The sequence below is a fragment of the Paenibacillus massiliensis 2301065 = DSM 16942 genome (genome assembly GCF_000377505.1).
In the GTDB taxonomy this organism is placed as follows: Bacteria; Bacillota; Bacilli; order Paenibacillales; family Paenibacillaceae; genus Paenibacillus; species Paenibacillus massiliensis.
On record NZ_KB898186.1, the window covers coordinates 38,175 to 50,903 of the forward strand.

At 49.1% G+C, this 12,729-nt stretch carries 10 protein-coding genes; all 10 read left to right on the forward strand.

Annotated features, from left to right (window positions below; translation table 11 throughout):
- Positions 1 to 306 precede the first annotated feature (306 nt).
- Positions 307 to 1,389: an LCP family protein gene (locus D328_RS0104140; RefSeq protein ID WP_018883695.1), complete on the forward strand. Its 1,083-nt coding sequence runs from the start codon at positions 307 to 309 to the stop codon at positions 1,387 to 1,389.
- A 118-nt stretch (positions 1,390 to 1,507) separates the two neighbouring features.
- A complete protein-coding gene (locus D328_RS0104145) occupies positions 1,508 to 1,933 on the forward strand; it encodes a CBS domain-containing protein (protein ID WP_018883696.1) in 426 nt (141 codons plus the stop codon).
- 225 nt (positions 1,934 to 2,158) lie between these two features.
- Entirely contained in the window at positions 2,159 to 2,461 is a 303-nt protein-coding gene (locus tag D328_RS0104150; protein WP_018883697.1) for a MazG-like family protein, read from the forward strand.
- A gap of 6 nt (positions 2,462 to 2,467) precedes the next feature.
- Entirely contained in the window at positions 2,468 to 3,382 is a 915-nt protein-coding gene (locus D328_RS0104155) for a DUF2232 domain-containing protein (protein WP_018883698.1), read from the forward strand.
- A gap of 11 nt (positions 3,383 to 3,393) precedes the next feature.
- A complete protein-coding gene (locus tag D328_RS0104160) occupies positions 3,394 to 5,385 on the forward strand; it encodes a DHH family phosphoesterase (protein ID WP_018883699.1) in 1,992 nt (663 codons plus the stop codon).
- The gene (gene rplI, locus D328_RS0104165) at positions 5,382 to 5,825 is read left to right on the forward strand and encodes a 50S ribosomal protein L9 (protein ID WP_018883700.1); all 444 of its coding nucleotides are present in this window, start codon (positions 5,382 to 5,384) and stop codon (positions 5,823 to 5,825) included. The genes D328_RS0104160 and rplI overlap by 4 nt, the downstream gene beginning before the upstream one ends.
- Complete coding sequence (gene dnaB / locus D328_RS0104170; protein WP_018883701.1) at positions 5,826 to 7,184, forward strand: replicative DNA helicase; 1,359 nt, start codon at positions 5,826 to 5,828, stop codon at positions 7,182 to 7,184.
- Between the two features lie 598 nt (positions 7,185 to 7,782).
- Entirely contained in the window at positions 7,783 to 9,069 is a 1,287-nt protein-coding gene (locus D328_RS0104175; protein WP_018883702.1) for an adenylosuccinate synthase, read from the forward strand.
- 494 nt (positions 9,070 to 9,563) lie between these two features.
- Positions 9,564 to 10,346, forward strand: coding sequence for a hypothetical protein (locus tag D328_RS0104180; protein WP_018883703.1), 783 nt, complete (start codon positions 9,564 to 9,566; stop codon positions 10,344 to 10,346).
- A gap of 544 nt (positions 10,347 to 10,890) precedes the next feature.
- Positions 10,891 to 12,441: a M23 family metallopeptidase gene (locus tag D328_RS0104190; RefSeq protein WP_018883705.1), complete on the forward strand. Its 1,551-nt coding sequence runs from the start codon at positions 10,891 to 10,893 to the stop codon at positions 12,439 to 12,441.
- The last annotated feature ends 288 nt before the right edge of the window (positions 12,442 to 12,729 follow it).

Sequence of the window (12,729 nt, forward strand, 5' to 3'; positions counted from 1 at the left end):
AGCTGAGTATAGATCGTCAGTGGGCCAATATGGCAAATGAATAAAAGTAGCCAAGAAGGCTCTGTCATCGACAGAGTCTTTTATTTTTGAACGATTCATCTGAATGGAGAAGACAACGGTGAATAAGCTATAATACAGGAGGTTGTTTGCGAGTTTTGACAAGTGACCATTTCAACTCTTATGCTGAGGTAGACAAGTGGCGCTTCATCCTGTGGTTAGTGCGGTTAAATGAAGATAGTAGCCGTAGTCATGCGCTATTAGGCAATTATTGTTATTGAAAACTAACGGTAAAGAAGGAATCATGATATGGATAAAAAGCCTGCCGAATCCGGCAAGACAAAGGTGAAGACAACTGCTAAGAAAAAGAAGGGAAAGAAAAGCGCGAGGCGAACATTCGGAATCGTGCTCATTGTGGTGCTGCTGATGGCTGGCGCCGGCTTCCTCTTCCGGAAGCCGTTGACGGCACTGGCCTTTGATTTGTTCGTTGCTCCGACGCTCGAGAATAAGCTGCAGGAGTCCTATCAGCCTCGAGGTGGCGGCGAGGATAACATGAAGCCTACAAGGGTCCAGAATGAGCCATTCTCGGTCCTGCTGCTGGGGTCAGACCGCAGATCGTATGAGAAGACGCGTGGACGTTCAGACACGGTTATGTTCGCAGCGGTAAGGCCCAAGGAGTCCCGAGTTCTGCTGGTGTCGGTACCACGTGATACCTATGTGCAGATTGTAGGTCGGGATGCCAATAAGGATGGTCAGTATGATTTTGACAAGCTGGCACATGCATATGCTTTTGGTGGAGAGCAGATGTCGATAGACACCGTAGAGCAGCTGTTGAGTCATACGATTGACTATTACGCCACGATTAATTTTCAAGGAATACAGGATGTCGTGAATGCAGTGGGCGGCGTGTCATTGCCCATTACAGAGGATATAGAGAATAAGAATCCCAATCACGTAAAATTCAAAATTGAAGCTGACAAACCCGTGTATAATGGGGAAGAGGCTATGTATTATGTACGCTATCGGGAGGACAGCGACTTCAATCGCACCAAGCGGCAGCAAATTTTCCTGAAAGCCTTGTCTGATAAGGTTCTGAATCTGAGCGGAATTACCAAGGTTCCGGAGCTGTTGGATATCATGGGAGATAACTTCCAGACAGATATGCCACCCGGTTCGATCACAGATCTGGGCAAGCAGGTATTGATGCAGGATACAAGTCCACAGATCTCCAGCTTCACCATTATGGGTACAGGACAGAAGGTGAATGGCATCTATTATGATCAGGCTAATGAAGAGGATCTAGAGTATGCCAAGTCACTGATCCAGAACTGGATGGACCCCAGTACAACACCAGCTACATTGAAGCTGCCAGATCGACAGGATCTGGATTGATGGAGTGAAAGACACAGTCAGATTATTAGCATCAGCAGTCGGAAGGTTCCGTCTGCTGATTTTGTTCCCTGTATAGAACAGGGTACAAACCTACAATATAGGAGGATACACAGTTCTCATGAATATTGCATTTTTCTTGTTGCCTAAGCAGGAGGTTGCTTGTGTAACGTCTGATTCAACCTTAAGACAGACCCTGGAGCGGATGGAATATCATCGCTTCACCGCTGTTCCAATTCTCGATAAGGATGGCAAGTATATTGGAACCGTTACCGAGGGAGATCTACTGTGGCATATGAAGGACTCGGGTGGGAAGATAACCTTCGAGAATTCTTCAAAATTTCTACTGAAGGATGTTCCTCTGCGAGTGCACAACAAGCCCGTGTCTATTGAGGCCAAGATGGAAGACCTTATCAATCTGGCTAAGGTGCAGAATTTCGTACCTGTCGTGGATGATATGGACCGCTTCATTGGTATTGTGCGGCGTAGTCAGATTATTGAGTATTGTATGCAGCTGGTGTCGAAGGAATCGCTGAATTCCGGATAATCCAGCTGTCTGGCCTGCATGAGTGCAGGCTTTTTTCAAGAATAATCTTAGGACATTCTATATCTGCTTGTTGTTGCACCTCTAGATTAGGCTGGGAGTGAAAGCAGTGTCATTATGCCTTGGCAGAGTGGCTATGTATAAGGTGGTAAGTCATCTTCGTATTCATGCAGGGTTATGCTATAATGGAGAATAAAGCTTTTTCAGAAGGGGTGGCTCTTCAGAATTATGGCTAAGGAACTGGATGTGGCCAAGCGGGCCAAGGTCATTGAATGGCTAAAAACAGAGGTACTGGATCAGGTGTCTCGCCTGTTCAAGGCCATATGGGAAGGAAGTACAGCGCGAATAGGAGATTGCCTGGCAAGTCTCATTATGAGCGGATACATCTTGGGACGACGCCTGGGAATATCGTATCGTGAGTTGGATGACCAATTGCTTGACAAGCTAAAGAAGCACAGACAGGAAGGCCATCAACTGGAAGATTGGTATCAGGATATTTCCGCTCTGGAAGAACATATGCGTAAGAGGTGAATACATTTGAAATCCCGTATGACTTCAGCGGTGTGGGTCGTTATATACGTACTGCTGCTGTTGTCCTTGCTTACACCGTTGAGATTGATAACCTCCTTTTTCTTGATTGTACCAGCTGCGGTTCTATACGCATTGCTGCCTATTAGACAATTTCTGCTGTATATTGTGGGTGTGGCAGTTGTAGCTTTGATCGCTTCACCAGTGCTGTTGCTGTCGATGTTATATTTCCTGATTCCAGGATTGTTGATGGGGATGGTCTACAAGAAGAAGGCACCAGCACTGCAGGCCTTGATGACCGGAACGGGTGTCATGGTAGCGATGCTACTGTTGCTCTTGTTAATTAGCACGACACTCTTCCAGTTCGATCTGTCCGGGTATATCCGGGAGATTGTCAATCAAATGGTTGCTCCGCTTCAGGATATGACGAATAACAATCCGTTAACCAGCATTAACTGGACGGATCAGGATACGAAGGAAGTGGCAGATGCTACAGTTGCGATGGTACCGTATGCGCTAATCCTGACTTCTTTCTTGATGGCGTTAATTACGCACGTGGTTACAAGACCGCTCCTGACAGCTGCTGGTATGGATGTTCCCAAAATGAAGCCTGCTCGGGAGTGGCGTATGCCACGAGCATTGATCTGGTATTATCTGCTGGCTGTACTCATTGAATGGATTGCGTACGGCTCCAGCGGGGGCTGGGCTACGATTATCGCTGCGAATCTGATTCCACTGATTAACATTTGTTTTGTGATTCAAACGATCGGGTTCTTCTTTTTCCTGACACATGTCCGACGTTGGAATCCGGCGATCTCATTCCTGTTATCCGCCTTGGTGCTGCTCATTCATCCACTTCGGATTATAGGAATTATTGATCTGGCCTTCCCGCTTCGTGAAGCTATTACGAAATCCAAACGATAGGGAGAACAGTCATGCCTAAATTCCTACAGAAACGCTGGCACGGCTATTACACCGTCTGGGCGTTTCTACTGTTGCTATTGCTGGTCATTGCTATTAGCTGGTACAACTGGGCGCTTGGTGTTATTGGTCTGGTCATCTCCTTTGCTCTAAGCGGAATGCTTTTGCGCGCTGAAATGAATTTTCGGGAAGGGTTGTCCGAGTATATAAGTGGACTGTCCTTCCGCATCAAGCGTGTTGAAGCGGAGACGGTGAATAAGCTTCCTTTTGGAATTATTCTCTACAGCGAGGATCGCACGGTGGAGTGGAACAACCGTTATGTAGCGGGAATGTTCGAGGATGAGCATAACCTGATTGGCGCTTCGCTTCAACAGGTATTCCCGCAGCTAACGGCGTTGCTGCAGAACAAGAAAGAACTTAAAGAGACGGCTAAGATTCATCAGTTGGAGATTCAACATGACAGTCGCTACTACCGAATGACAGTCATTCTGGACGAACGTCTCATCTATTTACATGAGGTTACTGAGCTTGCCGTGTTGCGTGAGCAATATGAGAATGAGCGTCTAGCGATCGGAATCGTGCTGCTCGACAATCTGGATGAAGCTTCACAGGGCATGGATGATCAGCAGCGCACAGCCTTGATTGCCAAGGTGTCCAGCGAGATTACCGCTTGGGCGAAGCAGTTCAATGTATACCTGCGGAGACTCTCCTCCGAGCGCTACCTGATGATGCTTAACCAAAAGTCTCTACAGGAGCTAGAGCAGAGCCGATTCGTTATTCTGGATACCGTACGGGAAATGACAGCTGATCTGAAGGTGCCACTCACGCTGAGCATTGGCCTGTCCTTCGGCGCAGGCACGATTAGTGAGCTGGGCGAGCTGGCACAATCCAGTCTGGATATGGCGCTTGGTCGTGGTGGAGATCAGGCTGCAGTCAAGGCAGGGCAGCGCTTGTCCTTCTATGGCGGCAAGACGAATGCCGTCGAGAAGCGGACACGAGTGCGTGCGAGAGTCATCGCCCATGCGCTTCGCGATCTGATGCAGGAGAGCGACCGTGTGATCATCCTCGGCCATCGGGCGCCGGATATGGATGCGATTGGAGCAGCCATCGGCGTGCGGAAGGCGGCGTCGCTCTTCAAGGTCGAATCGAGCATTGTCCTGGATAAGCCGAACCCGTCGATTGATCGACTGCTTGAGCAGGTAGCCAAGGATGATCAGCTGACATCAGCGTTCGTTACACCAGAGCAAGCCATGCAGATGATGACGGAGCATACACTGCTCGTCGTGGTAGATACGCACAAGGCTTCCATGACGATGGAGCCCAAGCTGGTACAGGCGGCCCGGCGCGTGGTTGTAGTAGATCATCACCGTCGGGGTGAGGAGTTCATTAACGATGCCGTGCTGATTTATTTGGAGCCTTATGCCTCCTCTACCTGCGAGCTGGTTACGGAGCTACTGCAATACATTCATGACCGAGTACAATTCACGCCACTGGAAGCAACGGCGCTCCTATCAGGAATCATTGTAGATACGAAGCACTTTTCTCTGCATACGGGCTCGCGAACTTTCGAAGCCGCAGGGTTCCTGAGACGCAGCGGAGCGGACACGGTCATGATCCAGCGTCTGCTGAAAGAAGATCTTGATGAATATATTGCTAAGGCAGAAATCATTAAGCATGCTAAAATGATGTATGGGCATATCGCGCTTGCGGTCACTGAGCCAGGGAATAAAATTCCTCAGCTATTGATCGCGCAAGCGGCCGATACACTCTTGAATATGACGGACGTGATTGCGTCATTCGTCATAAGTGAACGCCCGGATGGTCTGCTGGGCATTAGCGCCCGTTCATTCGGACGCATGAATGTACAAGTCGTGATGGAGCGGCTGGGCGGCGGGGGACATCTAACGAATGCGGCCGTGCAGCTGGAATGTACGCTGGCCGAGGCAGAGCAACGCTTGCTTGCCGTGCTGGCTGAAATAGAAGAGGAAGAGGGGTTGTTTGAATGAAGGTCATTTTTTTGCAAGACGTAAAAGGGCAAGGTAAGAAGGGGCAAGTGAAGGAAGTATCCGATGGCTATGCTTCGAACTTTTTGCTGCCGAAAGGCCTGGTTCGCCCAGCAACCGATGGCAATATGAAGGTGCTGCAAAATCAGGAGGCTGCAGAAGATAGACGCAAGCAAGAGGAGAAGGAAGAAGCCCAAGCTCTCGCTAAGAAGCTTGAGGCGACTGCCATCGAACTGAAAGCCAAAGCTGGCGAAGGTGGTCGACTGTTTGGAGCCATCACCTCCAAGCAGATCGCAGAGGCGCTGTCCAAGCAAGGACTGAAGATTGATAAGCGTAAAATTGAGCTGGATGAGCCGATTCGTCACCTGGGCGTGACTCAAATGACAGTTAAGCTGCATCCGGAAGTGAAGGCGACCCTGAAGGTTCAGGTGACCGAAGAGTAAATGGGCGGCGAATTCTTTGACCGGATTCCTCCGCAGAATCTCGAAGCGGAGCAGGCTGTAATTGGCTCAATTCTGCTTCAGGCAGAAGCTCTGATTACCGCAATGGAGCGGGTTCAGAGTGAGGATTTCTATGATAAAGCGCACCAGATGATCTACGAATCTATGATTGAGCTTGGGGAGCAAGGCCAGCCTATCGATCTCGTAACATTGACTGCGAAGCTGCAGGATAAAGGCCAACTGGAGGAGATCGGTGGTGTCAGCTATCTATCGAAGCTGGCTCACGGTGTACCTACAGCAGCCAACGTAGACTACTATGCCCAGATTATCGAAGAGAAGTCGATGCTTCGTCGTCTGATTCGGGCAGCCACCCAGATTGTAAGCGAGGGCTATACGGGCGGGGAAGATGTACCTGCCATGCTCAGTGATGCTGAGCGGCGGATTCTGGAGATATCCAACAGCCGCTCCGGTAGCGGATTTATAGCGATCCGTGATGTCGTCATGGAGGTCTTCGACCGTATGGAGGGGCTGTACCAGAATCGGGGCAATACGACGGGAATCCCATCCGGCTTCGTCGATCTGGATAAGATGACCGCGGGCTTCCAGCGTAACGATCTGATTATCGTAGCAGCGCGTCCTTCCGTGGGTAAGACAGCCTTTGCACTGAATATCGCCCAGAATGTAGCGGTACGGGCCAAAGAGACTGTAGCCATCTTCAGTCTGGAGATGTCCGCGGCGCAGCTCGTACAACGTATGATCTGTGCCGAGGCCAATCTGGATGCGAACGTTATGCGTACAGGTGAATTCAAGGGTGATGACGATTGGGCCAAGCTGACGATGGGGATCGCAGCTCTGGCTGAAGCAGAGATCTACATTGATGATACCCCTGGTGTGACGGTAGCGGATATTCGTGCCAAGTGTCGTCGCTTGAAGACCGAGAAGGGGCTAGGAATGATCGTTATCGATTACCTCCAGCTCATTCATGGTCGCGGCAAAGCAGGCGAGAACCGGCAGCAGGAGGTATCGGAAATCTCACGTACGCTCAAGCAGATTGCCCGTGAGCTGGAAGTGCCCGTCATTGCTCTGTCTCAACTTAGCCGTGGGGTTGAGCAGCGGCAGGACAAGCGTCCAATGATGAGTGACCTTCGGGAATCCGGCTCCATCGAGCAGGACGCTGACATCGTCGCGTTCCTGTACCGGGATGATTATTACAACCAGGAGACGGAGAAGAAGAACATCATTGAGATCATTATTGCCAAGCAGCGTAATGGTCCGGTAGGCACGGTAGAGCTTGTATTTCTCAAGAATTATAATAAGTTCGCCAATTACGAACGTGCTCATACCGATGCATTTGCCGGATAGCGACTGGATGGCGCATTTCATTCAAGTGTACTCATGTTAAACTATGTAATGGTCGTCTTCGCTTGAGGTATCAAGCGAGGACGGCTTTTTTTCGTAAAATGCTCATAATGTGAATAGATATCAGGTTCGAACCGTGCCATTTTGTTACGTTACTTGGGAATGCTATAATATAACTGTAATTTACATTCGCGTACGGTCATACATATTTTAGCGATAAACCATCATCCTAGAAGGAATGCTGGGCATACAGAATTTCCGTGTCATCGGAACTATAAGGTTCTAGGCTGTATCGCTTATGGGTAAGCTTGTCATTTGCAGGCTTGGTTAATTCACGAACATTTATAATTTTGTACAACTAATTGTTCGCTTTTAATTTGACTTTAAAATTTGAGGCTGGTACACTTAAAGTGCTGCGTTAAAGCAGTGGGCTGCTTATGCGCCCGGGGATTTCCGCGCCCGCGGAAGAGCATCTCCGGACGTTTTTTCCTGCTGCTTGTCATTCCGTTGTCCTGTCACTGGTGTTATTGGACGGGATGCAGTGAACGGAAGCTCAGCTCAAAATCAGAGTGTCTGCGAGCACTCCACGGAGGAATGAAACATGTCAACTGTAGTCGTTGTGGGAACACAATGGGGAGACGAGGGTAAGGGTAAAATTACGGATTTTCTGGCCGAGAAGGCAGATGTCGTAGCCCGGTACCAAGGCGGCAACAATGCAGGCCATACCATTCTGATTGAAGGAAAGAAATATAAGCTTAGCTTGATTCCATCCGGTATCTTTTATGAAGATAAGACATGCGTCATCGGGAATGGTATGGTAGTGAACCCGACCGCATTGATTGAAGAAATTAATTACATTCATGATAATGGATTTAAGACCGATAATCTGGTCATTAGCGATCGTGCACACGTGATTATGCCTTATCATATGACGTTAGATGCGTTGGAAGAAGATCGTAAGGGTCCGAACAAAATCGGCACGACCCGTAAGGGAATTGGTCCGGCATATATGGATAAGGCTGCACGGAACGGTATCCGTATCGCGGACCTGATGGACGCGGAGGAGTTCGAGCTGAAGCTGCGTCACCTGATGAAGGAGAAGAATCAGATCATTACGCAGATGTATGGGGCAGAGCCGCTAGATGTGGAAGAAATTCTGAAGCAGTATCTGGAGTATGCAGAAATCCTGCGTCCGTATGTTACCGATACCTCTGTTGTATTGAATGACGCTATTGATACGGAGCGCAAGGTGCTGTTCGAGGGCGCTCAAGGAGTCATGCTGGATATCGATCAGGGTACTTATCCATTTGTAACGTCTTCTAACCCGTCAGCGGGGGGAGTATGTATCGGTTCTGGCGTAGGACCTTCCAAGATCAAAGAGGTCATCGGTGTAGCGAAGGCATACACTACGCGCGTCGGTGATGGTCCGTTCCCTACGGAGCTGAACAATGAGGTCGGTGATTTCATCCGTGAGAAAGGCCATGAGTACGGTACTGTAACTGGTCGCCCACGTCGTGTAGGCTGGTTCGATAGCGTAGTCGTTCGTCATGCACGTCGTGTGAGTGGAATTACAGGGCTGTCTCTGAACTCCCTGGACGTTATGACAGGTCTGGATACGGTCAAGATCTGCACAGGCTACAAATACCGTGGTGAGATTATTACCCATTACCCGGCAAGCCTGAAAATGCTGGCTGAGTGTGAAGCGGTCTACGAAGAGCTGCCAGGCTGGCATGAGGACATCACTGGCGTGAAGACGCTGGAGGAGCTGCCAGAGAATACTCGCCGTTATGTACAGCGTGTATCTGAGCTGACAGGTATTCCGATCGCGATCTTCTCTGTAGGACGCAATCGTGAGCAGACGAATCAGGTACTTCCGATCTACGTTTAATCCCTTTAGGAAATGAGAGCAAGCCACCACCCGACGTTCGTGTAACGGAGGTAGGGCTGCTGCGGAGATAAATAAGGGCTATAAGTGCCGTAAGTGTTATAAGGAAGCATAAGTAAGCAATATATAAGCAGTATATAAGCGCTACGAAATAAGCGTACCCATCCGATGCTATTGGCTGTCGGAGGGTACGCTTTTTTTGTTGGGGTGGGAGAGTTCACTAGGTATATCTTGTCGAGATGATTTAGATGCAGGCTTGTGAAGAGGAGGAGACTCATAGTGGCTGTGGGCTAATTTCGGTGCTGGCAAGGTTAACTCTACTTTCTTTGGTCAATAATGGGAACAGACGGACTTACCGTTAACTTGGCGTCATTCGAGGATGAATGTCAGTGAGGAGCTTTGGATGGTTCTTGTCAAATTCGAAGCCTTCATAACGAGGTCCCCCATTCAGATAGCGTTATTCCTGGATGGCTGAAGCGGAAGAAGGAGGCACACCGATGAAGTGGATTAGCTGGATGGTACGCAAGACCTTATCTATCGTGATGATTGTAGCACTGACACTACTGACGACTGGATATGTCGTGAATGCTTATGTGCAGTCTCTGTTAGGCATGTTCAATATTAAGCTGGAGGGAACCTCTGTGCTCGGCCTGAACATTGGGCAGGGCCTCTTTGGCTCCAAGCAGCCCTCTACGGGTGAAGGTGGAGTGGGGACGAATGGCACATCGAACGGCACACTGAACGGCACTGTGGATGGCACACAAGGCGAACGCAAGGCAACAGATAGCTCGCGTGAAGGATTGCCTAACGGGAGTGCGGCTTCCTCAAGCACAAGCAATTCCCCAGCACATGGACAGGAATCAGAGGGAGGCACCCCGGGAAGCGTGACTGGCAACCCGACGTCTGAGGAGGAGGAGTCTACACCCGAGGGAGCATTACCTGTGATGGGGACAGCAGACGATGAGGACACCCCGACAGCAGCATCCCCTGGATCTGCTACACCACCAGTAGTAGAGGAGCGATCTCTGGAGGAAGAGGAACTGGTAATGACCCCAGGAGACCTGGTAGACCGGAAGGATGAGCTGAATACACAGCAGAAACAAGAGATTCTCAGCATGCTGATGAACAAGCTTCCAGCCGAGGACATGCAGATGATCTCAACAGCTATGGAAGGCGGATTGACGGAGAAGGAGCTGCAGGATATACAACAGGTCATTGCCAAGCGACTTACGAATGAGGAGTATACGAAGCTAATGGACATGCTAATGGTAAGTAGATAAGTATTCTCTCTATGTAAAATTACCAATAAATATATGTTATACAATATTAGTGGAATAGATATCCACTAACTGTATAATCCACCCCGAAGCCGCGTCCAGTGCGGCTTTTTGCTGTGGAGCGATGAAGTTGAAATTCATCCAGCAGCTATGATAAAGTAAACAAGTGTTTATAAAAGGTTAAATTTTTGACACCTTTTATAGCAATTTTAAATAAAACTAGTATAATTATTGGTTCTTCAGCTTGTCTTAAGGATTATCGTGTAAAGTAGTGGCTATGACTTTCCTGCGGATAGGAAGCTTATGCCAGCAGAATGGATTTTGTATTCTATGGAACGTCACATAAAAGAAGGCCTAAGGCATGATCATCGAGCATCTTGAGGCTATCATTTTGAACACTGAAAATGCCCATGCCCACTCTACTAACAAATGTACTATTCAACGCACTACACAGCCATGGATGCGTCCAGGCGATATGAAGCCCTGGTGACGAAGGTATGTCCATACTTAAGGAGTACAAAGGAGTACAGATGAAAGGAAGAGAAGTATGAAAGGTTTCAAAGGGAAGCGCCCGAACGGGAAGCAGCTAAAGACGAAGACGTCCAAGGCGCCACAGAGCAGTAAACTCCCTGTCGAGCGTGTGAATGAGCTCTCTGCCAGAATGCTGGATTGGAGTCGTCAGCACATTTGGACGGGACAGCGACGTTGGCTGACATTGGCCGCGAGTGGAATTATTTTGGCCGGAGGATTGGGGTTCGTTAGTAATCAGTATGTTGCAGCCAACACCGTTCCTTATTACAAGGTATATGTAAAGGGGCAGGAGGTTGGAGCCATCCAAAGCGAGGATCAGCTAGCTGCGCTGTATGAGAACAAGAGCAAGGCTTATACGGAGAAGTACCCCGACGCGGAAATGGTACTGAATACCGAAGCCATCACTACGAAGATTGAGAAGGCCTATAAGGCCGACGTGGATAGCAAGGCTACCTTGACGAAGCTGGACGGAATGCTGACAGCATATGCTAAGGGCGTCAAGGTGATGGTGGACGGTGAAGAGGTCGGTGTAGTCAAGGACGAGGATACAGCTAAGGCTGCGATCAAGGCGTTGCAGAAAGAGTACATACCGGAAGGACAAGGACAGCCTGCCGGATGGACCTCCTCTGTGAAGAAGACTTCAGCTTCATCAGCTAGTAATACCTCCAAAGCGTGGTTGATGTCGGTCGGAGTGAACGAGGACATTACCTATGAGGAAGTAAAGGCTGACCCGAACAAGCTGTTGTCCGAGGAGGGAGCCTTGCAGGCTTTGAAGGAAAGCAAGGAACAGCCCATTACGTACACGGTTCGTGAGGGGGATACGTTGTCTTCCATTGCAAGCCAATTCGGAATGACAGCTTGGGAGATCAAGCAGAACAATCCGGGGACCCGGGAGAAATATTTGCAAATTGGGGATACTCTGCAGGTGACCGCACCTAAGGCTCCCTTAACTGTAACTACTGTGGAGAAGATTGTGGAGCAGGTCACGATTGAGCCGACGATCGTCACTCGTGAGAGTGATGAGCTCAAGGCCGGTACCTCCAAGGTCGTGCGCCCAGGCCAAAGTGGGCTGAAGCAGATGGACTTCCAGATTACGAAGGAAAATGGCCAGGTTATTAAGGAAGAATGGCTCGGTCAAAAGGTGATCAAGGAATCGGTCCCTGAGGTCGTACTCAAAGGAACCAAGGTTGTAGGTGAAGGAACAGGACAATTCGTATGGCCTGTATCCGGTGCAATCCTGACGAGCAGCTATGGCAGCCGCTGGGGTCGAATGCATGAGGGGATCGACATGGGAGGAGGCCGTGATATTAAAGCCTCGGATGAAGGTGTCGTGACTTTTGCAGGTCAGCAGAATGGCTATGGTAATGTAATTATCATTGATCATGGCAATGGCTATCAGACCTTGTACGGGCATTTGAACAGTATTGGGGTTCGCTCAGGTCAAGTCGTTCGACAAGGAGAGTCGATAGGCGTCATGGGTAACACAGGACGTTCTACTGGCACGCATCTTCACTTTGAAGTCCGTAAGAACAACGTTCCTCAAAATCCGATGACCTATCTTCGATAGGCCGCAACGGGTCCATTTCACGATATGAGGAATTGACATGAATCACACAAATCACACAAATCACATAAATGACCCTACTTAGTTGGACCATGTGTTGTATTCGAACGATACGTATCCAGCCCTCCTACTCATGATCAGTTACGAAATTATACATTATAGCGTACACAATAAGACAAGCCTCTGAACGATTCAGTTCGGAGGCTTGTTTCTCGTCTATATTTACGTTGCCAATTCGATTCCCATTCGGTCTGCGTAGACCTGATCTCGTCTCTAGGCAATACAGGCTGT

What these genes read in the sequence shown, in the direction of transcription:
- D328_RS0104140 (WP_018883695.1), top strand. Translation starts at nt 307, where the DNA reads ATGGATAAAAAGCCTGCCGAATCCGGCAAGACAAAGGTGAAGACAACT.
- D328_RS0104145 (WP_018883696.1), top strand. Translation starts at nt 1,508, where the DNA reads ATGAATATTGCATTTTTCTTGTTGCCTAAGCAGGAGGTTGCTTGTGTA.
- D328_RS0104150 (WP_018883697.1), top strand. Translation starts at nt 2,159, where the DNA reads ATGGCTAAGGAACTGGATGTGGCCAAGCGGGCCAAGGTCATTGAATGG.
- D328_RS0104160 (WP_018883699.1), top strand. Translation starts at nt 3,394, where the DNA reads ATGCCTAAATTCCTACAGAAACGCTGGCACGGCTATTACACCGTCTGG.
- rplI (WP_018883700.1), top strand. Translation starts at nt 5,382, where the DNA reads ATGAAGGTCATTTTTTTGCAAGACGTAAAAGGGCAAGGTAAGAAGGGG.
- dnaB (WP_018883701.1), top strand. Translation starts at nt 5,826, where the DNA reads ATGGGCGGCGAATTCTTTGACCGGATTCCTCCGCAGAATCTCGAAGCG.
- D328_RS0104175 (WP_018883702.1), top strand. Translation starts at nt 7,783, where the DNA reads ATGTCAACTGTAGTCGTTGTGGGAACACAATGGGGAGACGAGGGTAAG.
- D328_RS0104180 (WP_018883703.1), top strand. Translation starts at nt 9,564, where the DNA reads ATGAAGTGGATTAGCTGGATGGTACGCAAGACCTTATCTATCGTGATG.
- D328_RS0104190 (WP_018883705.1), top strand. Translation starts at nt 10,891, where the DNA reads ATGAAAGGTTTCAAAGGGAAGCGCCCGAACGGGAAGCAGCTAAAGACG.